General features: G+C 74.0%; 18 protein-coding genes. 6 read left to right on the top strand and 12 right to left on the bottom strand.

Annotation, left to right across the window (positions count from 1 at the left end; translation table 11 throughout):
* The first annotated feature begins 32 nt into the window (after positions 1-32).
* Complete coding sequence (locus tag ABGB06_RS17100) at positions 33-1187, top strand: glycosyltransferase (RefSeq protein WP_347590122.1); 1155 nt, start codon at positions 33-35, stop codon at positions 1185-1187.
* Here the strand turns inward: ABGB06_RS17100 and ABGB06_RS17095 are convergent.
* The 4 genes from ABGB06_RS17095 to gmd all read right to left on the bottom strand — a co-directional run bounded on the left by ABGB06_RS17095 (position 1139) and on the right by gmd (position 6523).
* A complete protein-coding gene (locus ABGB06_RS17095) occupies positions 1139-2008 on the bottom strand; it encodes a glycosyltransferase (protein ID WP_347590120.1) in 870 nt (289 codons plus the stop codon). The genes ABGB06_RS17100 and ABGB06_RS17095 overlap by 49 nt on opposite strands.
* A complete protein-coding gene (locus ABGB06_RS17090; protein ID WP_347590118.1) occupies positions 2005-2481 on the bottom strand; it encodes a hypothetical protein in 477 nt (158 codons plus the stop codon). The genes ABGB06_RS17095 and ABGB06_RS17090 overlap by 4 nt, the downstream gene beginning before the upstream one ends.
* Positions 2481-5285, bottom strand: coding sequence for a DNRLRE domain-containing protein (locus ABGB06_RS17085; protein ID WP_347590116.1), 2805 nt, complete (start codon positions 5283-5285; stop codon positions 2481-2483). The genes ABGB06_RS17090 and ABGB06_RS17085 overlap by 1 nt, the downstream gene beginning before the upstream one ends.
* A gap of 224 nt (positions 5286-5509) precedes the next feature.
* Positions 5510-6523, bottom strand: coding sequence for a GDP-mannose 4,6-dehydratase (gene gmd / locus ABGB06_RS17080; protein ID WP_347590114.1), 1014 nt, complete (start codon positions 6521-6523; stop codon positions 5510-5512).
* 30 nt (positions 6524-6553) lie between these two features.
* Here gmd and ABGB06_RS17075 point away from each other — a divergent pair, with 30 nt between their 5' ends.
* Positions 6554-7531, top strand: a complete 978-nt coding sequence (locus ABGB06_RS17075; RefSeq protein ID WP_347590112.1) for a GDP-L-fucose synthase — start codon at positions 6554-6556, stop codon at positions 7529-7531.
* 244 nt (positions 7532-7775) lie between these two features.
* Here the strand turns inward: ABGB06_RS17075 and ABGB06_RS17070 are convergent, their stop codons facing one another.
* The 4 genes from ABGB06_RS17070 to ABGB06_RS17055 all read right to left on the bottom strand — a co-directional run bounded on the left by ABGB06_RS17070 (position 7776) and on the right by ABGB06_RS17055 (position 13369).
* The gene (locus ABGB06_RS17070; RefSeq protein ID WP_347590110.1) at positions 7776-9290 is read right to left on the bottom strand and encodes a sugar transferase; all 1515 of its coding nucleotides are present in this window, start codon (positions 9288-9290) and stop codon (positions 7776-7778) included.
* 292 nt (positions 9291-9582) lie between these two features.
* Positions 9583-10455: a heme ABC transporter ATP-binding protein gene (locus ABGB06_RS17065; RefSeq protein WP_347590108.1), complete on the bottom strand. Its 873-nt coding sequence runs from the start codon at positions 10453-10455 to the stop codon at positions 9583-9585.
* Positions 10452-11588: an iron ABC transporter permease gene (locus ABGB06_RS17060; protein ID WP_347590476.1), complete on the bottom strand. Its 1137-nt coding sequence runs from the start codon at positions 11586-11588 to the stop codon at positions 10452-10454. The genes ABGB06_RS17065 and ABGB06_RS17060 overlap by 4 nt, the downstream gene beginning before the upstream one ends.
* Positions 11589-12316: 728 nt before the next feature.
* The gene (locus ABGB06_RS17055) at positions 12317-13369 is read right to left on the bottom strand and encodes an ABC transporter substrate-binding protein (RefSeq protein WP_347590106.1); all 1053 of its coding nucleotides are present in this window, start codon (positions 13367-13369) and stop codon (positions 12317-12319) included.
* Positions 13370-13429: 60 nt separating this feature from the next.
* Here ABGB06_RS17055 and ABGB06_RS17050 point away from each other — a divergent pair, with 60 nt between their 5' ends.
* Together ABGB06_RS17050 and ABGB06_RS17045 are read left to right on the top strand one after the other, a co-directional pair.
* On the top strand, positions 13430-14881 hold the full coding sequence (locus ABGB06_RS17050; RefSeq protein ID WP_347590104.1) for an HtaA domain-containing protein: 1452 nt from the start codon (positions 13430-13432) through the stop codon (positions 14879-14881).
* Entirely contained in the window at positions 14878-16350 is a 1473-nt protein-coding gene (locus ABGB06_RS17045) for an HtaA domain-containing protein (RefSeq protein ID WP_347590102.1), read from the top strand. Before ABGB06_RS17050 ends, ABGB06_RS17045 begins: the two co-directional genes overlap by 4 nt.
* Before the next feature lie 857 nt (positions 16351-17207).
* Here ABGB06_RS17045 and ABGB06_RS17040 read toward each other — a convergent pair.
* A complete protein-coding gene (locus tag ABGB06_RS17040) occupies positions 17208-18194 on the bottom strand; it encodes a LysR family transcriptional regulator (protein ID WP_347590100.1) in 987 nt (328 codons plus the stop codon).
* Positions 18195-18297: 103 nt separating this feature from the next.
* Between ABGB06_RS17040 and ABGB06_RS17035 the strand changes: the two genes are divergently transcribed.
* Positions 18298-19272, top strand: a complete 975-nt coding sequence (locus ABGB06_RS17035; protein WP_347590098.1) for a pyridoxal-phosphate dependent enzyme — start codon at positions 18298-18300, stop codon at positions 19270-19272.
* Between the two features lie 75 nt (positions 19273-19347).
* Here ABGB06_RS17035 and ABGB06_RS17030 read toward each other — a convergent pair whose 3' ends face one another.
* From ABGB06_RS17030 to ABGB06_RS17020, 3 genes are all read right to left on the bottom strand, one after another.
* Entirely contained in the window at positions 19348-19572 is a 225-nt protein-coding gene (locus ABGB06_RS17030) for a hypothetical protein (protein WP_347590096.1), read from the bottom strand.
* Between the two features lie 81 nt (positions 19573-19653).
* A complete protein-coding gene (npdG, locus tag ABGB06_RS17025; RefSeq protein WP_347590094.1) occupies positions 19654-20388 on the bottom strand; it encodes an NADPH-dependent F420 reductase in 735 nt (244 codons plus the stop codon).
* Between the two features lie 19 nt (positions 20389-20407).
* Complete coding sequence (locus ABGB06_RS17020; RefSeq protein ID WP_347590092.1) at positions 20408-20677, bottom strand: hypothetical protein; 270 nt, start codon at positions 20675-20677, stop codon at positions 20408-20410.
* A 33-nt stretch (positions 20678-20710) separates the two neighbouring features.
* Between ABGB06_RS17020 and map the strand changes: the two genes are divergently transcribed.
* Entirely contained in the window at positions 20711-21577 is an 867-nt protein-coding gene (gene map / locus ABGB06_RS17015; RefSeq protein ID WP_347590090.1) for a type I methionyl aminopeptidase, read from the top strand.
* Positions 21578-21673: the final 96 nt, after the last annotated feature.

Below are 21673 nucleotides of genomic sequence, written 5' to 3'. Positions count from 1 at the left end.
CGGGGAATACCGGAAGAGGGTGGGGAGCCGCTGTGAAGGTGCTGCACGTCGTCACGCTGCACACGCCGACGCACGCGTTCGGAGGACCGACCCGGGTCGCGTTGAACCTCTGCCGCGGACTGCGGGAACGCGGCGAGCGGGCCGTGCTCGTGGCGCTGGCCGACGGCTTCGACGGCGGCGTGCTGCCGCGCGAGGTGGAGGGCGTGCCGGTCCGGCTGTTCCAGGCGCGACACGTCGCGCCCCGGTTCGAGGTGAGCGGCATCACCTCCCCCGAACTCCTGGCCCGCGCCTGGGGATACGTGCGCTCCGCCGACGTCGTCCACGTGCACCTGATGCGCGACCTGATCACCCTGCCACTCGCCCTGCTCGCGCTCCAGGCCGGCACCCCGCTGGTGTTGCAGACCCACGGGATGGTGGACCCGACCGAGAAGCCGGTCGCCCGGGTGGTGGACGCGCTCGGCGTGCGCCGGGTGCTGCGCCGCGCCGACGCGGTGCTGCACCTGACCGAGCGGGAGCGGCGGGAGACCGCCGAGGTGGTCGCGCCGGCGCCCATCGCGCCCGCGTACCGGCTGGTCAACGGCGTGGCCCGGCAGCCGCGCCGGATGCTGACCGGCGGCGAGCCGCCGCGCGTGCTCTACCTGGCGCGGGTGCAGGCGGGCAAGCGCCCCGAGGACTTCGTCGGCGCCATGCCGGCCGTGCTGGCCGGACAGCCGACGGCCCGTTTCGTGCTGGCGGGGCCCGACACCGGGGCGCTGGCCGACACCCTGGCGCTCGCCGAGTCGCTGGGCGTGCGCGGCAACCTGGACCACCTCGGGGCGCTGGACGCGCCCGAGGTGCTGGACCAGCTGCGGCGCGCCAGCGTGCTGGTGGTGCCGTCGATCCAGGACGCCTTCTCGATGGCGGTGCTGGAGGCGATGTCCGTGGGCACGCCGGTGGTGGTCACCGAGACCACCGGGCTGGCCCCCGACGTGGCGCGGGCCGGGGCCGGACGGGTGGTGGCCGGCGGCCCGGCCGACATCGGCCGGGCCGTGCTCGAACTCCTCGACCCGGCGGCCAACGACGAGGCGTCGCTGGCCGCCTGGCGGCTCGTCGAGGAGCGGTTCACCATCGACGCCGTGGTGGACACGCTGCTGGACGTCTACTCCCGCGTCCGCTCCGGCGCCCCGGCCCCGTCCGCCGCCTCCTGAAGGCGCAGCTCGCGCGTCTTCAGGCCGATCTGCCAGCGGTAGAAGCTCATCGCCAGCGCGTAGTCCAGGCCGGCCCGGCCGTCCAGGAAGCCGCGCTTGACGAGGTACGCGTAGCCGAACGACAGCAGCGGCTTGAACGGCGCCCGGTGGAAGATCTGCCCCTGCCGGGACTTGGCGACGCGGATCTGCTCCCGCACCGCCGGGTTCCGTTCCAGCCACGCCTCCCAGTCCGAGTACCGGTTGTGCCGGTCGAACCAGGTGCGCACCGGATCCAGGTCGCAGTGCTCGATCGGGGCCCGCAGCCGGTGCGCCGACTCGGCCAGCGGCTGGTAGTGGCCCTCCTGTTCGCCCATGCCGGGCGCGTCCAGGTCGTCCGGCTCGGGGAACCGGGTCCGGGTGCGGTCCATCAACGCCCGTTTGACGATGGTGTAGCCGTGCCGCAGCCGCCGCCCGCCGAACCAGTAGCCCAGCGGGATGTCGAACGCGGCCGGCTTCACCGGGCGTCCGTCGAGGAAGATGCGGTACAGCTCGGACACCAGCTCCTCGGACGGCGTCTCGTCGCCGTCGAGGAAGAGCACCCAGTCGATCTCCGGATGCACGTGGTCCAGGCACCACTGCTTCTTCTTCGGGTACCGGCCGTCCCAGGTGTACGGCACCACCTCGGCGCCCGCCGCCTTGGCCAGCACCCGGGTGTCGTCGTCGCTGTCGGAGTCGACCACGGCGACCACCGCGAAGTGGTCGACGACCGAGCGCACCGCGCCGGTGATGTTCGCCGCCTCGTTCTTGGTGGGTATGACGACCGCGATCGGTAGCCTGGTCACCCTTGGTCCTCCGCATCGGGATCGGCATCGGCATCGGCGCCGGCCAGCAGGTCGGCGTACTCGGGGCACAGATGCTCGACGGCGCCCTCGGCCTCCGGGATCTCGCCGTCCCGGACCGCCTCCGCCACCGCGTCGGGTTCGTGGCGGTCCAGGTACCCGATCCGGTCGCAGGCGTCGAGGCCCAGTTGCAGCATCGCCGCCGGGTCGACGCCGACCGGCACCCGGTCGGTCAGGTAGGCGAGCTCGTCGTCACTGAACTCGCCCTCCGCCGGCGTTAGTTCGTCGGTCGCCAGGGTCTCGTCCGGGATGCCGTCGTCGGCCTCGCCGGCCACCGCCGTGGTCTGTTGCCCGGACGGTTCGTCGTCCGTGCTCTCGCTCCCGCCGGAGGCGCCGAACAGCGCCACCGCGGCCGCCACGGTGGCGGCCGCCGCCACCACCGCGGCCGCCAGTCGGGCCCATCCGAAGAGTCGCATCAGGGGCTCCCGAAGGTGAGCACCAGCTCGGGCTGATACCCGGTCTGGCTGGCCTCGCTGGAATACAGCCACAGGCTGTCGGTGCCGCCGCCCACCAGCGCCATGTCCGTGCTGCCGCCGAGGCCCGCCGCCACCGTGGCGGTGTCCAGCGGGACGGTGTACACCCCGCCCGCCGCGTCGGGCGAGCTGAGCGTGCCCACCGGTGGCTCGCCGAGCGAGGGTCTGGTGGCGTAGGTGGTGCCGGACTCCGTCCAGTCGCCGGTGATCGGGACCACCTGGAAGCTGTCGGTGGAGCCCGAGATGGCCTCGCTCCCCACCCGGACCCGCAGCGCGGCGCCCTTCAGCACCGTGCCCTCGGGGGCCGTCGGGAGGTCGAAGCTGAGGTAGCTCTCGTACGGGCTGCTGCCGCGCACCGCGAGTTGCTGGTGGCCGCCGTAGTTCGTGGTGGTGGCCGAGCCGTTGACGTAGGTGTCGGCGCTCGCCGTCACCTGGGTCACGGTGTCGGTCGGCGCGGACGCCGCCTCGTAGTGCGCGTCGACCCGGCTGCCGGACAGCTGGCTGCCGTAGATCGCGGTCTCGTCCAGCTGGCCGGCGAAGTAGTCGCTGTCCGGCTGGTTCGGGAACCGGTCCAGGCTGTCGCCGCCGGTGTGCCAGTAGTAGCCGTTGAGGTTGCGGCCCGAGGTGATGCGGGTGTTGCGGTCGACCCGCTCGCCGTCCACGTACAGCTCCATGCCCGCCGAGCCGACCGAGGCGACCAGGTGGTGCCACTCGCCGTCGTTGTACTCGTCGTCGGAGGTCGCGGTGCGGTAGCTGCCGTTGTACACGGTGAACTGCAGTTCGCCGTCGTCCAGCATGTAGACGTTGTTGTCGTGGCTGTAGCTCTCCTGGTTGATCCGGTCGCCCAGGCCGATGAGCTTGCCGCCCTCGGTCGACGTGGTTCTGAACCAGGTCTCCAGCGAGAACCGCGTGACGCCCGAGACCACGTCGTCGCCGTAGGTGTACGAGTCCACGCCGTCGTAGGTCGCGGCGGCGGCGTTCGGGCCCTGCACGGCCGGCGGGGTGGTCCCGGGGTCCACGCCCAGCTTGTGGACGCCGCTGTTGCCGTTGCCCGAGGCGTCCGAGGCGAAGTCGTTCGCCGGCTCGTCGTACCGCCAGTACAGCAGCGGGTCGTCGGCCAGCACGGCGTCCACGTACGGCTGGCTGGACGTCGCGGAGACGGCCGTGACCGGCGGGGACAGCGCGCTGACGTTGCCGGCGCCGTCGGTCGCGGTGATCCGGTAGCTGTGGCTCTCACCCGCCGGGATCCCGGTGTCGGTGAACGTCAGCTGCGGCCGCGACCAGGGCAGCGACTCCTCGGACACCGTGTGGATCGGCTGGCTGCCGCCGTCCCGGTAGACGTTGTAGGTGATCAGGCTGTCGTCCATGTCCTGGCTGGCCCGCCACGTCAGATCGATCTCGCCCGGCCTGATGCTGGCCGCGTGCGTCTCCGGCACGCTCGGGTCGCCGTTGTCGGGGGAGGAGGCGAAGCGGGTCAGGCCCCACTGCGAGACCCCGTTGACCGTGGTGAAGCCGCCGCCCACCCACAGGAAGTCGCGGCTCTCGTCCGGCACGTCCTCGGCGACCGCCAGCACCCGCGGGCCGAGCGCCTCGCCGAGCCCGTCGTTGGTGTTCGGAAACCAGCCCAGGAGCTGGGGGTCGAACACCGACTGGCCGAACAGGTGGTAGCGCGGCTGGTCGGGGAACTCGCCCATGCTGGAGCAGTCGTGGGCGTGGTGGGCGCTGTAGAGCACCTCCTGGTGGACGGCGAGCCCCTGGGTCGCGCCCAGGCAGGTGTCCCGCCACACCTCGTCGAAGGTGTCCAGGCTCAGCGCGATCCGGCCGTCGAACACGCCGCCGCCCGAGCCCTCGGCGCCGACGTAGAAGCCGTTCTCGTCCGTGGTGATGTCCTGGATGGTGGACGAGTTCCCGATGAAGCTGTTCGAATAGGTCTGCTCCACGTCGCCGGTGTCCGCGCTGACCACGGCGAGTCCGTGCGTGCTCGCGTTGTTCACCTCGAAGAAGTCGCCGCCGAGCAGCACGTGCTGACCGTCCGGGGTGACCTCGACGGCCTTGCCGACCTCGTCGGCGTCGGCCTCCCAGTCCAGCACCTCGCCGCTGGTGTCCACCGCGGCGAAACGGGAGTGCGACTCGCCGCTCATCTCGGTGAAGTCGCCGCCCAGATAGACGCGGTCCTCGGTGGCGGCGATGCTGCGGACGATGCCGTTGGCGGCCGGACCGAAGGAGACCCGGGTGCAGCTGTCGATGTCGATGGCCGCCACGCTGGACGCGCCGGCGCTTCCGGAGGGCGTGCCGACGGTGCCGAAGGTGCCGCCGACGTAGAGCGTCTCCTTGTCGGGGGAGACGGCGAGCGCCCGCACCTGGGCCGTGCCGGAGCCGACGGTGAACGACAGCTCGCAGTCGGTCGGTTGGCCGGTGGCCGCGTCGAAGGCGACGAAGTTCACCGCCTCCTGCTCCTGGGTGCCGGGTGCGGCGCCGGGCGGCCGGATCGTGGAGAAGGTGCCCCCGACGAAGACAACCCCGTTCGCCTCGGCCATGCTGTAGACGATTCCGTTCGTCTGCCACGTGGGCAGCGTGTCGGCCGTCATGCTCAGCGGCGGAGTCAGGGCGCTGGGGGCCGATGCCCCGGTGATGCTGCCGAGCGCTCCCGCGGTCAGCAGCAGCGTGGCGCCGTACGCCAGCGGGCGTCTGCGCTGCGCGAACCGTCTTTCTGACGTTCTGGTTCCTGGCCGTGCGTGTCTGCTCATGCGCTGGATTCGTCTCCGTCTTCTGACCTGCCGCCTGGCGGGCGGGGCAATGCGGGTGGTGAAGGTGCTTCATGGGGAGCGGAGTTGGCCGTGTCACGGAGGGAGAGATGCGACGCCACGATCCCTTCCCCCCGGACGGTCGGTGGTCTCTCGGATGAGACCACCGAACCGTTCGTTTGGTTGTGGACAGTCAGGTGCGCGCCCAGCGCGCGGGGCGCATGCTTCTACCGATCGATACGAACATGCGCCCCCCGCAACTCGGCGTCCAGCGCGGCGACATCGGCCTCGACCATCAGCTCGGCCAGCTCCCGCCAGCGGACCGCCGGCTGCCAGCCCAGCAGCTCCCGCGCCTTGGCGGCGTCACCGATCAGCGCGTGCACCTCGCTGGGCCGCTCGTACTTGGGGTCGAAGCGCACGTGCTCGGTCCAGTCCAGGCCGGCGGCGGTGAAGGCGGCCTGGGCGAACTCCCGCACGCTGGCGGGCACCCCGGTGGCGAGCACGTAGTCGTCCGGCTCGTCCCGCTGCAGCATCCGCCACATCGCCTCGACGTACTCGGGCGCGTAGCCCCAGTCGCGCACCGCGTCGAGGTTGCCGAGGAACAACCGGTCCTGCAGGCCCGCCTTGATCCGGGCGACCGCCCGGCTGATCTTGCGGGTCACGAAGGTCTCGCCACGGCGCGGCGACTCGTGGTTGAACAGGATGCCGTTCACCGCGTACATCCCGTACGCCTCACGGTAGTTGACCGTGGACCAGTAGCTGTACACCTTGGCGCAGCCGTACGGGCTGCGCGGATGGAACGGCGTGCGCTCGTTCTGCGGCGGCGGGGCGGCGCCGAACATCTCGGAGGACGAGGCCTGGTAGATCCGGGCGTCGATGCCGCTCGCACGGAGCGCCTCCAGCAGCCGGAGGGTGCCGAGCCCGGTGACCTCGCCCGTGTACATGGGGGAGTCGAAGGACACCCGAACGTGGGACTGGGCGCCGAGGTTGTACACCTCGTCAGGGCGAAGCTCCCGCAGCAGGTTGACCATGGCCACCCCGTCCGTGAGGTCGGCGTGGTGCAGCACCAGCGTGCGACCCGGCTGCTGCGGGTCCTGGTAGATGTGGTCGATCCGCTCGGTGTTGAACGACGAAGAGCGGCGCACCACACCGTGCACCGTGTACCCCTTCTCCAGGAGGAGTTCGGCGAGATACGAGCCGTCCTGTCCGGTAACCCCGGTGATAACTGCGGTCTTGGCCATGATGTGACCCCCCAGCGGGAAGATGTGGTCATGATGAGAAGAGATGAACACGCTGTGCCGGCCTCGTCGCCGGACACGCTGCTGTCGCCCGACGCCCGGATCTTCGTCGCCGGACACCGTGGCCTGGTCGGTTCGGCCGTCGCCCGCCTGTTGGCGGCCGAGGGCCATGAGGTGATCACGCGGAGCCGGGAACAGCTCGACCTGAGGGACGCCGCGCGGACCAGGGATTTCCTGACCCGGCTGCGCCCGGACGCCGTGGTGCTGGCCGCCGCCAAGGTGGGGGGGATCATGGCGAACCAGCGGTTCCCGGTGCCCTTCCTCGAGGAGAATCTGCAGATCCAGCTCAGTGTGATCGCCGGTGCGCACGCGGCGGACGTCAACCGCGTGCTGTTCCTGGGCTCGTCGTGCATCTATCCGAAGCACGCGCCGCAGCCCATCCGCGAGGAGGCGCTGCTGACGGGGCCGTTGGAGCCGAGCAACGAGCCCTACGCCCTCGCGAAGATCGCGGGGATCTCGCAGGTGCGTTCCTACCGCCGGCAGTACGGGCGGGCGTACATCGCCGCGATGCCGACGAACCTGTACGGGCCCGGGGACAACTTCGACCCCGAGACCTCTCATGTGCTGCCCGCGCTGATCCGCCGCTTCCACGAGGCGCGGGAGGCGGACCGTCCCGAGGTGGTGCTGTGGGGGAGCGGCACCCCGCGCCGGGAGTTCCTGCACAGCGACGACCTGGCCCGGGCCTGTCTGCTGCTGCTGCGCGGGTACGACGACGAGATGCCGGTCAACGTCGGCTGCGGCGAGGACCTGACGATCGCCGAACTCGCCGGCATGGTGGCGGGAGCCGTCGGTTTCTCGGGTCGGATCGGCTGGGACACGACGCGGCCTGACGGGACGCCACGAAAGATGCTGGACGTCTCCCGGCTGCGGAAGCTGGGCTTCGTACCGCGGATCCCGCTGGGGCGGGGGATCCGCGAGACGTATGAGTGGTGGCGGCACAGCGGCTCCTAGGGAGGTCCGGGCCGAGCGGGACGGGGCCCCGTTCGGTCCGGGGTGGCCTGTGAGGGCGTGTGTGGCGGTGCTCGGAGGGGTGCGGGGTGGAGCGGGGTGTGCGGGGCGAAGCGGGGTTGCGACGGGGTGGAACGGGTGGTGCGGATCCGGCGCCGCGCGGGCGTGCGCGGCGCGCGTTGATCGGTCCCGGTGGTCGGGTGTTGCTGTGGGGGGTGGCACGGGCCCGGCGGGGCGGTGTGGTTCTTCAGTAGGCGCCGCGGCCGTCGACGACGGCCCGCATCGTGCGGGCCAGCACGTCCAGGTCTCCGGTCATCGACCAGTTGTCCGCGTAAGCCAGGTCCAGCGCGAGCCCTTCGTCCCAGGACAGCTCGGAGCGCCCGCTGACCTGCCACAACCCGGTCATCCCGGGCCGCACGCCGAGCCGGCGCAGTTCCACCACCCCGTAGCGGGCGACCTCCTCCGGCAGCGGCGGGCGCGGTCCGACCAGCGACATGTGCCCACGCAGCACGTTGATCAGCTGCGGCAGCTCGTCCAGCGAGGTGCGGCGGAGCAGCCGCCCGACGCGGGTGCAGCGCGGGTCCCGACGCATCTTGAACAGCGGCCCGCTGGACAGGTCGTTGGCGCGCTCCAGGGCCGGACGCAGCCGTTCCGCGCCGTTCACCATGGTGCGGAACTTCCACAGGGTGAACGGCTCCCCGCGGTAGCCGATCCGGGTCTGCCGGAAGAGCACGGGCCCCGCCGAGTCGACCCGGACGGCCAGGGCCAGCAGGACCATCAGCGGGGCGAGGACCATCAGCCCCAGCGCGGCGGCCACGCGGTCGAACGTCGCCTTCATCCGCGGCTGCGGGCCCCGGCGTTGCGGCGCGGCCACGTGCAGCAGGTTGAGCCCGGCGGCGGTGGCCACGGTGATCCGGCGTCTGGCCACCTCGACCAGCCCGGAGCTGACGGCCAGCGCCAGGCCGGCGTCCTGCACCGCCCAGACGAGGCGCCGGAGACGTTCGCCGGTCAGCTGGCTGCCGGGCACGATCAGCACCAGGTCCGCGCCGTTCCGCCGGGCGGCGGCGACCACGGTGCCGCCCTCGGGCCCGTCGGGCACCAGATCGCCCGGCGCATCGACCGGCCGGACGTCGGGCGCGAGGGGTGCGGCCAGGGCGGCGGGCCGGTCCGCCGCGGCCTCGGCCGGTTCGGGCGCCGACGCGGCGTCGGGCAGCCGGCCGAGCTCGGGGATGCCGCTCGTCAGCACGCCGGTGCCGGCCGGCACCGTGCCGATGACGACGTACGGATGGTCGGTGCGCGCCGCGAGCTGGGCCGACACGGCCTCGACCGGGCCCGCCTCGCCGACCACCAACACCCGGCGCACGGCCCGGGCCTGGTGCCGTTGCCGCACCAGGTGTCGGTGGATCGCCCAGCCGCTGAGGCCGGTGACGAGGAGGGCGGGGCACAGGGCGAGGGCGGCGTTCGAGAGGGACGAGCTCTCGCCGGTCAGCGCGCGGAGCGCGGCCAGCACCCCGAGCAGGACGAGCCAGTCGTGCACGGCGGCCAGCAGGCCGCGGAACTCTCCGACGCCCAGGGTCCGTCCGCCGTAGCGGCGGTGTGCGGCCCGGACGGATATCCAGCAGAGTGCGGCGACGACCGCGGCGGCGAGCGGGCGCCGCTCCCCGTGAATTGTGAAGATCACTAATACGGGGGCGAAGACGCCGATAGCATCGACGGAGAGGGCAAGTGGTGCATACCAGGGAGATGTGTCGCGACGGGGCATGACGGGGCATCCCGCCACGCCTGGTCTTCGGGAGCTTTCCGGGCGCGACAGGTCCGGTTGGCGCATGAACCCCCCAATAGTCCGGGTCCGATGAAGGCGAGCGATGATCGTTCGGTACTGGTGCGGTGGCGCCGCGTGATACTGGGTCAAGAAAAGCGCGTCCTCATCTCCCCGTGTGAGTACGCGCCAGGTTCCGTGTACGAGTCACTACGACCTGTACGACCCAGAAAAGGTTAGGGCATTCGGCGACTGTTCGGCTGTCGTTTGGTGAAACTTTCCGAAACCGCCTGCTTCAAGGGCTGGTTTGTTCGGGTCGCCTTGGAACGATCAATCGCACGTTTGTGCTCGCATGGTGCAACACTTCGATCGGATGGCGATAGACGCGGGTCAACAGCCCCTCCGAGAACACCTCTTCGGGCTCACCGGCCGCCGCGATTCCGCCCTCCAGCAGCACGGCGACGCGGTCCGCGTACGCCGCGGCGAGGCCCAGATCGTGGAGCACGACGACCACCGCGTGGCCGTGCGCCGCCAGGTCCCGGCAGAGCCGCAACACCAGTTCCTGGTGCCGCAGGTCGAGCGCCGCCGTCGGCTCGTCGAGCAGCACCAGCGGCGCGCGCTGGGCCAGCACCCTGGCCAGCGCCACCCGGGCCCGTTCGCCCCCGGAGAGCGCGGCGAACGGCCGGCCGGCGAAGTCGGCCACCTCGGTCGCCGCCATCGCCTCGGCCACCGCCGCGTCGTCCGCCTCCTCGGCGGCGGTCCCGGCCCAGGGCGCCCGCCCCATCCGCACCACCTCGGCCACGGTGAACGGGAAGGACAGCGTGGCGGTCTGCGGCAACACCGCGCGGCGCAGCGCGAGATCGCGCGGCCGCCACGCCGCGGCCGGGCGGCCGGCGATCGTCAACGTGCCGGCGGCGACCGGCAGGTCGGCGGCCAGGGCCGCCAACAGCGTCGACTTGCCCGCGCCGTTGGGGCCGACCAGCGCCAGCAGCTGACCGGCGGTCACCGTGAGGTCGACGTCCCTGACCACGAGACGCTCGCCCAGCCGCACCGCGATCCCGCGCGCCTCCGCGAGCGGCGCGCCCGCGACCGGCGGCTCCGGCGGGTGCGGGGCGCGCGGGCGGAAGAGCCGCCGCGCGCGGTCGTGCGCGCCGCCCCGGACCCTCATGCCCATCCCCCGTGACGGCGCCGGGTCACGCGCAGCAGCCAGAAGAAGAACGGGCTGCCGATCAGCGCGGTCAACACGCCCAGCGGCAGTTCGGCGGGCTGTGCGGCGGTGCGCGCCACCAGGTCCGCGGCCAGCAGCACCAACGCGCCGCCGAGCGCGCTGCCCGGCAGCAGCAGCCGGTGTCCGGGTCCCGCGACCATCCGCAGCAGATGCGGCACCAGCAGCCCGACGAACGTCAGAATGCCCGCCACCGCGACGGCCGCCGCCGTCAGCAGCGCGACCACCACGACCAGCGCCAGCCGCAGCCGCTCCACGTCCACGCCCAGGTGCCGGGCCGGCCGCTCGCCCAGGGCCAGCAGGTCGAGCCGGCGCGCGTAGGCGGGGGCGACGAGGAGCCCGACGGCGGCGCACGGCAGCACGGCGAGCACCTTGGGCCAGGTCGCCTGAGCCAGCGAGCCGAGCTGCCAGAAGGTGATCTGGGTGACCTGGGCGTTGTCGGCGAAGAAGACGCAGAGCCCGATCAGCGCGCCCGCGAAGGCGTTGACCGCGATCCCGGTCAGGATCAGCGTGACCACCTCCGTCCGGCCTCCCGACCGGGACAGCACGTACACCAGCGCGACGGTGACCACCCCCGAGACGAACGCGCAGGCGGTGACCGTCCAGGTACCCAGGAACTCGACGCCGAACGCGATGGCCGCGACCGCGCCCACCGCGGCGCCGGCGGAGATCCCGATGACGCCGGGCTCGGCCAGCGGATTGCCGAACACCCCCTGGGTCAACGCCCCCGCGCAGCCGAGCGAGGCGCCGACCAGCAGGGCGAGCGCCACGCGCGGCAGCCGCACGTCCCACAGCACGCTCTCCCCGACCCGGTCCAGCGGCGCCCCGCCGAGACCGACCCGGTGCCGCAACGAGGCCAGCACGTCCCCGAGCGGGATCTCGTACGCCCCGACGGACATCGCGACGAGCGCCACCGCGACCAACGCCGCCGCCATCCCGCCGAGCAACGCGGAGCGCTTGCCGCTTCTCCCGCGTGCCGCACGCCCGTCCCGATGCCGCCGTCCGGCCCGCCGGACGGCCGCACCGGGCTCCGGGCCCGGGCGCCGGCCGACGGACCAAGGCTCCTTCGCCGCCATGGCCGAGCCAGGGCCGGTGCCGGTGTCGGGGCCCGGTGACTCGGGCGCCGGCTCGGGGGACCGGTCGGCAGGCGCCGGACCCCCCTCGACCCCTTCCCCGGTCCGCCGCCCGGCGACCGAGGCCGACCCGCTCGGGTCGGCCTCGGTCGCGGTCCCGGCGTGCGGGTCGGGCTCGGTCGCGCTCGCCCCATCCGGATCCGTCCTGACTGCTCGTGCCACGTGCGGGTCGGTGTCGGGCGTGCGTTTCGCGGCGGGGGCGGTGTCGGTCGCGTCTCGGGGCGTCGGCACGGACCCGATCGACGGACCGGGCCGGTGGCCGGGCGCGGACGCCGGTGCCGCGTCGGACGCGGCGGCCTGACCGTGCGGCGGCGCCTCCCCGCCCCGCGGCCAGGTGGGCAGGGCCGACTCGTTCCGGTCAAGGCCGGCCGGCGGGTTGGTCCTGAGGCGCCGGGTGCCCGTTGGCGGGACGCCGGGCGACCGGCGTTGACCGGTCGGCGCCGGCTCCGCGGTGACGGCGGCCCGCACCGGTCGTTCCGGTGGCCCGTCGTGTTCCGTGTCGGCAGTCACCGCCTTCGCCTCCGGGTCGGCCGGAGGCGGGTCCGGCTGCCCGGCCCCACCGGTCGCCGGTGACTCCCGCGACACCGGTCCGCCCGGCCCGCTCGGTCTGCCCGGCCCGCTCGGGGAGCCGGGGTCGCTCGGGTCGGCCGGGCCGGCGAGTCTCGGGGTGCTCATCCGCGGGAAGCGGCGTCGTGGAACTGGGTGGCCAGGGAGGCGATCACCTGGTCCGTGCGCGGGCCGTAGTTCAGCAGCACGCCGTCCTCGACGCTGGCGATCCGCCGGTCCATGCCGGCCGGGGTCTGGGACACGCCCGGGATCTCCAGCAGCCCGTCGACGCCGCCCACCGACTCCAGGCCCTTCGTCATCACCAGGATCACGTCGGGCGCCGCCGCGGCCAGCGCCTCGCTGGTGATCGGCGTGAAGTCGCGCTCCAGGCCGGACTCGGCCCCCGCGTCGACGCCGCCCGCCGCCTCGATCAGCGAGACCGCGCCCGACTCGGCGCCGCCCAGCAGGTACACGGAGGCCGAGCCGCGGAGATAGAGGAAGGCCACCCGCGGCGGGTCGTCGCCCGCCGGCACCTCGGCCCGCGCGGCGGCCACCCGGTCCGCCGTGCGCTCGGTCAGCTCCCGGCCGGCCGCGGGCACCCCCAGGGCCTCGGCCACCGCCGCGATCCGGGTCTCGACGTCGGCCAGTTCCAGGGCCGGATCGAGGACCACCAACGGCACTCCGGCGTCCCGGATCTGCTCCAGTGCCTCGGCCGGGCCCGTGGTGGCCTCGGCCAGCACCACGTCCGGGTGCAGCGACAACACGCCCTCGGCGGAAACGTCGTGACCTCGCGTCACCACGGGCAGATCCTCGGCCTGTTCGAACGTGGCGGTGACGTCGCGGGCGACGACCCGCTCACCGAGCCCCAGGGTGTAGACGATCTCCGACAGCGATCCGGACAGCGGGACGATCCGCTCGGCGGAGGCGACGGTCAGCTCCGCGCCGTCCGCGCCGGTGACGGTCACCGGCAGCGCGGGCTCGGGCGCGGGGCCCGGCAGCGGCTCGACCCGGTCGGCCGTCGCCGGAGTCGACGCGCCGCCGTCGTCCGGACGCCCCGCGTCCGCGGCGCCCCCGCAGCCGACGAGCGCGACCGCGAGGCCCAACGAGGCGGCCACAGTTCCGAGAAGTCGTCGGTGCCGGTGAATCACGCGATCCCGCCTTTCCCCTGCGACGAACATGGCTTAGGTTAGCCTAACCTTAGTTCGGATGCCGAGGCTCGGCGCTGGGAGGGACCTTCGATGCTGCGCAAGCTCGCGTTCGCGGTGCTCGTGGCGTGGCCGTTGACGCTGTTGCCGCAGCTGCTCGGCGCCTCCACCGCGGCCACCGGCGCGACCGCCACCGAGCGGACGGTGGCCGGCGGGCGGCTCGACTGGGGCGTGAAGGCATCGTTCCAGACCTACCTCACCGGGCCCGTCGCCCAGGGCGGCTGGGAGCTGCTGGACGGCGCCACCACGGTGGGGGAGAGCGGCTTCCGCTTCCACTCCGCGAGCGGCGACTACGACCCGGATTCGGGCGAGGTGACGGCGGGTTACTCCGGCGGCGTCCGGTTCACCGGCCACCAGACCGAAACGGGCGAGTACCAGCTGGACCTCACCCTCAGCGATCCCGAGGTGCGGATCTCCGGCGACTCCGGCACCCTCTACGCCGACATGCGGAGCCGCGACCGGGAGACCGGCCGGATCAGCGACGCCACGCATGTGCCGCTGGCATCCCTCGACCTGACCGGCGTGGACCTGCGCGGCGGCACCCAACTCGCGGTTTCCCAGATCCCGGCCACCCTCACCGAGGACGGTGCCTTCGCCTTCGCCGGCTTCTACGAGGCCGGCGAGCAGCTGGACCCGGTGGCGTTCACCGCCGACACCCGGGACCCGGAGCCCGAGCCGACGGAGCCGTCCGAACCGGCCGAGACGGACGACCCCGACGGCGACGGCTCGGACGGGACGGTGGACGGCGCCTTCGTGGACGCCGCCGTCGACTGGGGCGTGCGCCGGACCTTCCGCGAGTACGTCACCGGGAACGTCGCGGCCGGCGAATGGCGGCTCTCCGACGGCGCCAGGGACGGCGGCGCGGTCTTCCGCTTCCCGGCGGGTGAGGGCGGCCTGGACCTCGCGGCCGGCACGCTCGACGCCGCGTTCGCCGGCTCCGTCCGGTTCACCGGCACCGGCCTCGACCTCGAACTCAGCGGCGTCACCGTGACCGTGGCGGACGGCACGGGCACTCTCGCCGCCGACGTCAGCACCGCTGGCGGAGCGCCGGAACGCGACCAGCCGCTGGTCACCTTCCCCGCCCCCGCCGCCGAACTGACCTCCGAGGACGGCCTGTTGCTCATCGAGGAGGCGCCGGCCGAGCTGACCGAGGCGGGCGCCGCGGCCTTCGCCGGGCTGTACCAGCCGGGCGACGCCATGGATCCGGTGACCCTGGCGGTGGCCCTGGACGACGCCGCCGAGCTCCCGGCCCTGCCCGACCTCGGCAGCGAGCCGACCGCGACCGTCCAGCCGGACGCCCGGACCGACGCGGACCCGGCCGCCGGCGAGGACCCGGCCGGCCCCGCCGACGCCACGGACTCCGGCGGCTCCCTTGACCTGCCGCTCATCGTCACCGGTGCCGGGGCGGCGGCGGTGTTGGCCGTCTCCGCCTTCCTCATCCTGCGCCGCACCCGTTCCCAGAACACCGAGGAGATCACGTCATGACTGCCCACGTCGCCCACCCCGGACCGCACGCGTCGCGCAGGCTCCCGCGGGCCGGCCTCCGACTGCTGACGGCCACCGCGACGGCGCTCGCGGCCACCGCGTTCGCGACCCCGGCCCTCGCCGCCGACGGGGCGCCGACGTCGTTGCTCGAGATCACCGACGGGACGTTGGACTGGGGCGTCAAGGAGTCGTTCCGCTCCTACGTCACGGGCCCGATCGCGCACGGCGAGATCACGTTGGCGGACGGCGCCGAGGAACATCCGGACGCCGGCTTCCGGTTCACCGGCGGCACCGGCGACTACGATCTGGCGACCCATTCCGTGGACGCCTCCTTCGCCGGCGGCGTCCACTTCACGGGACACGGCGGCACGCTGGACCTCGAACTCGCGGGGCTGCGGGTGGTGACCGAGGGGACCGAGCGCGGCGCGATCGTCGCGGACGTGACGGTCGCCGGGGAGACCACCGAGGACGTCGAGTTCGCCGCCCTCGACCTCTCCGGGGTGACCCCGGGTGGCGGTGAGGGCGGTGCGGTGGTGCTGGCCGACATTCCGGCGACGCTGACCGCCGAGGGCGCGACCGCGTTCGAGTACAACGGGCAGCCGATGTATCCCGAGGGCACCGAACTCGATCCCGCGACCCTGACCGTCACGGCCGCCGCCGGTGAGGACCCGGGCACCGAGGGGCCCGGCGGCGAGGACCCGGGTGCCGAGGACCCGAACGGCGAGGACCCGGCCGCGGTGACCGGCACGGTGCACGACGGGACGCTGGACTGGGGCGTCAAGGAGTCGTTCCGCTCCTACGTCACCGGGCCGATCGCGAACGGGGACGTCGCCCTCGCGGGCGGCGCCAGCGAGGTGGCCGCCGGCTACCGCTTCCCCGACGCGGAGGGCGAGTTCGACGGGGACGCGGCCGCGCTCGACGCCGCGTTCGCCGGCGGCGTCCGCTTCACGGGTCACGAGGGCGCCCTCGACCTGTCGTTCGACGGACTCTCGGTGCGGGTCACCGCGGACGGGGCCGCGTTGACGGCCGACGTGTCGTCCAAGGACATGGACACCGGCGAGGTCAACGAGTACGACGACATCGCCGTCGCCGACCTCGACGTGCCGGCGAGCGCGCTCGTCCCGGACGGCGAGGTGCTGGCGCTGGACGCGGTCCCCGCCACGCTCACCGCGGAGGGCGCCGAGGCGTTCGCCGGCTTCTACCCGGCAGGCGAGGAACTCGACCCGGTGACCGTCACCCTCGCCCTCGACGAGGACGCCGAACTGCCCGGCGGCTCCGACCAGGGCGGCACCGGCGGCGACGGCACCACCCCGACCGGCGCCTTCGGCGGCGCCAGCGGCGGTGCCCTGGCCGCGACCGGCGACGAGACGCCGGTCGCCGGCCTGCTGACCGGCGCCGTCCTCATGACCGCGGCCGGAGCGGCGGCGACGGGTGCCACGCGCCGCCACCGGCAGCGGGCGGAGGGCTGAGCGGGACGCCACACCGACTCGACCCTCCGCGGCCGTGCCCGGCTCTCCCCCCGCCGACGGGAGACCCAGCCGGGCACGGCCCCGCCGCGGCCGCCGGCCCCGGCGGGAACGCGGCTCCCGCGCTCCGGCCCGCCGCCGTGTCGGGCCGGTCCCAGCTCGGACCGCCGCCGTCGCCTGCTGTCACGGGGCCGACGGCAGTTTCGCCCACGCGGCCGTCGACCGGCGCGCGCGCCGCGCCTTCCGCGGGTACGCCACCGGCGACGTCGGCACGGTCCTCCGAAGCGCCGACCTACTCCACCGGTCCCGGTGCGCGACCCGTCGCGCAGGCCTGCCCCACCGCCTTCGCCGGCTGCCACGGCGGCGACGGCTCAGGGCGGGTGGACAGCGCGCCGCCGTCCCCGGCGGCCCGGCGTTCTCGCCGCACCTTCCTCGCGGAGTGGCCGGCGACATCGGCACGCTGCCGCAGGCAGCCGACTCGTGCCTCCGCCGCCGCCAGCACGCGGCCCGCCGCCCCGCCCCCACCGTCCGCGTTCCCGGCCCTGTCGGGGCCGGGCGGCGACCCGCATGCCTGACAGGCGGCACGGCTCGCCCGGGCAGCGGGACCGATCGAGACACGCTCCGGTCAGCGGTCTGGTGAACCGGCATCCGTCACCGCGCCGACATCTGGTCGGCCGTCCCTCGGCGTTCGGAGCCGGTCGGTCGGGCGGCCGGTAACACCACGGGACGGCACGTACCCCGCGCCGGACGACAACCCGCCCGCCGACGCCGCCGCCCGGCGAGGACCTGTCCGGTGGACCGTGAGGGCCCATCCCGGCTTCCCTCGACCTCGTCTCGGGGACCCCTGTGGCTGGGGAGGATCAGCCCGGGTCGCCCCAGGCCCATGGGGCGGCCTGGGGAGTGCCCCCGTCCCCTGGGGTCGCGGTCCGCGGGGATCGGCCGGCAAGGCCCAGTGCGGCGGCGAAGGCCCGCACCGGTTCCGGCGCGGGCGGGCGGCCGTAGACGGCGAACGAGACGCGCCGCCGGTCGCCCGGGAGCCGGTCCACCCGCACCCCCGGATGCCGGTGCGCGTCCAGCGCGAGCCCCGGCAGCACGCTCACCCCGAGCCCGTCCGCGACCAGCGCCTGCACCGCCACGTAGTCGTCCGTCTGGAACGTGATCCGCGGCGCGAACCCCGCGCGTTCGCACACCGCGACCAGATGCGCCCGGCACCGCGCGCAGCCGGCGATCCAGCTGCGCTCGGCGTACGCCGCGAGGTCCTCGAACCGCCCGGCCTCGCCGGCCGGCGTCACCAGGAACAGCGGCTCCTCCAGCAGCGGCGTGACCGTCATGTTGCGCCGCTCCCCGGCCCCGGGCCCGCCCCCAGCCCCGCCCCCGACCGGGTCCGCCGGCTCCCCGAGCTCGAACACCAGCGCCGCGTCCACCTCCCCGTTGCGCAGCGCGACCAGCGCCTCCGGCGGTTCGGCCTCGGTCAGCGCCAGCTCCACGCCCGGATGCTCCGCCGCCAGCCGCGCCGCGGCCGACGGCACCAGGGTGGCCAACGCGCTGGGGAACGCCGCGAGCCGCACCCGCCCGGCGCGCAGGCCGGCGTGCGCCGCCAACTCGGCGCGCGCCGCCTCGACCTGCCCGAGAATCTCCTCCGCGCGCTCCACCAGCAGCCGCCCCGCGTCCGTGAGCACCACCCCGCGCCCGACCCGGCGCAGCAGCACCACGCCCGCCTCGGCCTCCAGCCGGGCCAGATGGTGGCTGACGGACGGCTGCGCGTAGTGCAGCGCCTCGGCGGCGGCGGTCACCGAGCCCTCCCGGGCGACGGCGACCAGCACGCGGAGGCGGTTCAGGTCCAGCATTCCCTCACCCTAGGGTCGGGCCGGCACGATCCATAGACCATGTCGATATGTTCATCGGTAGCATCCATTGGAGCTATGTGACCGTTTCGTGGGACGGTGGGGCATGTCCACCGACACGGGGCTGTTCCCCCCGACCATCACCGACGCGCTGCGCGCCCGTCGCCTGCTGGCGGCGCACCTCCCCCCGACCCCGATGTGGTCCTATCCGGCGCTGTACGCGACCACCGGCGCCCACGTGCTGGTCAAGCACGAGAACGTCCAGCCCACCGGCGCGTTCAAGGTCCGCGGTGGGCTCACGCTGCTCGCCGGCATGACCCCGGACGAGCGGGCCCGCGGCGTGCTCGGCTACTCCACGGGCAACCACGCCCAGTCCCTCGCCTACGCCGCCGCGCATTTCGGCGCGCCCTGCGTCATCGTCATGCCCGAGGACCCGAACCCGGCCAAGGCCGCGGCCGTCCGGGCGCGCGGCGCCGAGCTGATCGAGCACGGCGCGGACCTGGAGGCGGCCCGCGACCACGCCGCCAAGATCGCCGCGGAGCGCGGCATGCGCCTGGTGAGCGCGGCGGACGAGCCCGAGCTGATCGCCGGCGTCGCCACCGCCTACCTGGAGGTCTTCGAGCGGGCCCCCGACCTCGACGCGGTCGTGGTGCCGATCGGCGGCGGCAGCGGCGCCGCCGCCGCGTGCCTGGTCGCCGCGGCCGTGGCGCCCGGCTGCCAGGTCATCGGCGTCCAGTCCGCCGCGTCGCCGGCGGCGCATGACTCGTGGCGCGGCGGCCGGCTGGTGGCCCGCGCCAACCGGACCCGGGTGGAGGGCGTCGCCACCGGCTGCGGCTTCGAGCTGACTCAACGGATGCTGCGTCCCGGGCTCGCCGACTTCGTGCTGGTCGAGGACGAGGCGATCGCCGCCGCCCAGTGGCTGCTGATGCGCGACGCGCACACCCTGGCGGAGGGCGCGGGCGCCGCCGCGCTGGCCGCGGTGCTGGCCGACCCGGAGCGCTTCGCCGGCCGCCGGGTCGCCGTGATGTGCAGCGGCGGCAACGCCAGCGAGCGGGAGATCCGCGCCTGCACGGCCCGCTGACCCCGACCTGGCCCTGGCCGGCTGACCCTGGCCGGCTGGCTTCGACCGGTCAGCGGCCGGTCAGCGGCCGGTGGGCTACGCGTCGCCGGCGCGGCCGGCCGGGCGGGAGCGCCTGAAGTAGTACCAGGCGATGTTCGAGGACAGGCCGGCCAGCAGCACCCAGATCACGCCCAGCATGTTGCCCCGGACGAACGAGACCACCGCCGCCGCGACCGTCAGCGCGCAGACCAGCAGGGCGTAGTAGGCCAGGCGCCGGGACCTGGTGGCGGCGGGCGCGGGCGTCGTGGGGGCGGGGGACATGGCGGCGGCTCCGGGCGGGCGTCGGGACGGTGCCCCGCCATTGTCCCAGGCCCGGCGACGTCCTTCGCCGGACGGTCCGGGTCAGACGTCCGTGAGGCGGATGCCGGCGTGTGCCTTGTACCGGCGGTTGACCGCGATCAGGTTCGCCACCAGCGACTCCACCTGGTGCGCGGTGCGCAGCCGGCCGGCGAAGATGCCCCGCATGCCCGGAATGCGCCCGGCCAGCGCCTGCACGATCTCGCAGTCCGCCCGGGAGTCCCCGAGCACCAGCACGTCCGTGTCGATCTTCTCGATCGCCGGGTCCCGCAGCAGCACCGCCGACAGGTGGTGGAACGCGGCCGTCACCCGGGACTCGGGCAGCAGCGCGGCCGCCTGCTCGGCGGCGCTGCCCTCCTCGGGGCGCACCGCGTAGGCGCCGCGCTTGTCGAAGCCGAGCGGGTTGACGCAGTCCACCACCAACGTCCCCGCCAGGTCCCCGGCGAGGCCCTCCAGGGTGCGGGCGTGCCCCTCCCACGGCACGGCGACGATCACCACGTCGCTGGCCCGGGCGCACGCCGCGTTGTCCATGCCCCGTACTCCGTGACCGAGTTCGGCCGCGGCGGCCTCGGCCCGTTCGGCGGCCCGGGAGCCGATGATCACCTGTTGGCCGGCCCTGGCCAGCCGGTAGGCCAGCCCGCGCCCCTGGTCGCCGGTGCCGCCGAGCACCCCGACCACCAGCCCGGAGACGTCGGGCAGCTCCCACGGGTCCCTGGCGGGAGCCTTCTTCGCCGAGCCCGCGTCGTTCCCTGCATCGCTTCCGGCGTCGCTAGTCGTCATGCCCCCGATCCTGCCAAAGCTACGACTCGTCGTCGCGACCCCGGTCGTTCCACCGCGGGTCACGGCGCCAGGACTCGTCCCGGTCCCGGGCGATCTCGATGGCCCGGGCCGCCTCCTCCCGGGACTCGTACGGGCCGAGGCGGTTCTTGGCCGGGCATTCGGGCCCCTCCTCGACCTTGTGGTGCTTCAGGCAGTAGTACCACTCGCCCGGCTGGCCGGTCGGGGCGCGGCGGGAGCGGCCGAACACGTTGAAGCGACCACCGGAGGAACCACCAGAGGATGCAGCCATGCCCTTATCCTGCCCGCCCGTAGACTCGTTCGCATGTCTGGCCAGTCGCTTCTCGCCCCCGGCACCATCTCTCCCACCCGCATCGTGCCGACCGCCATCCCGCGCCCCGAGTACGTGGGCCGCAAGGGGCCGACCCCGTACCGGGGACCCGCCGTGCAGGACGCGGAGACGATCGAGCGGATGCGGGTGGCCGGCCGGATCGCCGCCCAGGCGCTCGCCGAGACCGCGAGCCACATCGCGCCGGGCGTCACCACGGACGCGCTGGACCAGGTCACCCACGACTTCCTGTGCGACCACGGCGCCTACCCCTCGCCGCTGGGCTACCGCGGCTTCCCCAAGTCGCTGTGCACCTCCGTCAACGAGGTGATCTGCCACGGCATCCCCGACTCCACAGAGCTGCGCGAGGGCGACATCGTCAACCTCGACGTCACGGCGTTCGTCGGCGGCGTGCACGGCGACCTCAACGCCACCTACCTGGTCGGCGGCGAGGACGCGGTGGACGAGGAGTCGCGGCTGCTGGTCCAGCGCACCAGGGAGTCGCTGGACCGCGCCATCCGGGCGGTCCGGCCGGGCCGGCAGATCAACGTGATCGGGCGGGTCATCGAGTCCTACGCCAAGCGCTTCGGCTACGGCGTGGTGCGCGACTTCACCGGGCACGGCATCCACACCGCGTTCCACTCCGGGCTGATCATCCCGCACTACGACGATCCGGGGGCGACCACGGTGCTGCACCCCGGCATGACGTTCACCATCGAGCCGATGCTGAACCTCGGCACCCACGAGTGGGAGATGTGGGACGACGACTGGACCGTGGTCACCAAGGACGGCAGGCGCTCGGCGCAGTTCGAGCACACGCTGCTGGTCACCGAGTCCGGGGCGGAGATCCTGACGCTCCCGTAGCGGCCGGGCGGGCGGCGCGAGAGGAGCGCGAGAAGGGCGCGAGAGGGGCGCGTGTTTACCGACAGACCGTCGGCAAGTCCTTGACTTAGGTAAGCC

This window comes from Streptomyces sp. B6B3 (genome assembly GCF_039871525.1).
GTDB lineage: Bacteria > Actinomycetota > Actinomycetes > Streptomycetales > Streptomycetaceae > Streptomyces.
Note: the sequence above shows the minus strand (reverse complement) of the source record. Positions and strands in the feature narration are given on the sequence as shown.

Coding starts and splice junctions, on each gene's coding strand:
- ABGB06_RS17090 (WP_347590118.1), bottom strand. CDS start 2,481: ATGCGACTCTTCGGATGGGCCCGACTGGCGGCCGCGGTGGTGGCGGCG.
- ABGB06_RS17085 (WP_347590116.1), bottom strand. CDS start 5,285: ATGAGCAGACACGCACGGCCAGGAACCAGAACGTCAGAAAGACGGTTC.
- gmd (WP_347590114.1), bottom strand. CDS start 6,523: ATGGCCAAGACCGCAGTTATCACCGGGGTTACCGGACAGGACGGCTCG.
- ABGB06_RS17075 (WP_347590112.1), top strand. CDS start 6,554: ATGATGAGAAGAGATGAACACGCTGTGCCGGCCTCGTCGCCGGACACG.
- ABGB06_RS17070 (WP_347590110.1), bottom strand. CDS start 9,290: ATGCCCCGTCGCGACACATCTCCCTGGTATGCACCACTTGCCCTCTCC.
- ABGB06_RS17065 (WP_347590108.1), bottom strand. CDS start 10,455: ATGAGGGTCCGGGGCGGCGCGCACGACCGCGCGCGGCGGCTCTTCCGC.
- ABGB06_RS17060 (WP_347590476.1), bottom strand. CDS start 11,588: ATGGCGGCGAAGGAGCCTTGGTCCGTCGGCCGGCGCCCGGGCCCGGAG.
- ABGB06_RS17055 (WP_347590106.1), bottom strand. CDS start 13,369: ATGTTCGTCGCAGGGGAAAGGCGGGATCGCGTGATTCACCGGCACCGA.
- ABGB06_RS17050 (WP_347590104.1), top strand. CDS start 13,430: ATGCTGCGCAAGCTCGCGTTCGCGGTGCTCGTGGCGTGGCCGTTGACG.
- ABGB06_RS17045 (WP_347590102.1), top strand. CDS start 14,878: ATGACTGCCCACGTCGCCCACCCCGGACCGCACGCGTCGCGCAGGCTC.
- ABGB06_RS17040 (WP_347590100.1), bottom strand. CDS start 18,194: ATGCTGGACCTGAACCGCCTCCGCGTGCTGGTCGCCGTCGCCCGGGAG.
- ABGB06_RS17035 (WP_347590098.1), top strand. CDS start 18,298: ATGTCCACCGACACGGGGCTGTTCCCCCCGACCATCACCGACGCGCTG.
- ABGB06_RS17030 (WP_347590096.1), bottom strand. CDS start 19,572: ATGTCCCCCGCCCCCACGACGCCCGCGCCCGCCGCCACCAGGTCCCGG.
- npdG (WP_347590094.1), bottom strand. CDS start 20,388: ATGACGACTAGCGACGCCGGAAGCGATGCAGGGAACGACGCGGGCTCG.
- ABGB06_RS17020 (WP_347590092.1), bottom strand. CDS start 20,677: ATGGCTGCATCCTCTGGTGGTTCCTCCGGTGGTCGCTTCAACGTGTTC.
- map (WP_347590090.1), top strand. CDS start 20,711: ATGTCTGGCCAGTCGCTTCTCGCCCCCGGCACCATCTCTCCCACCCGC.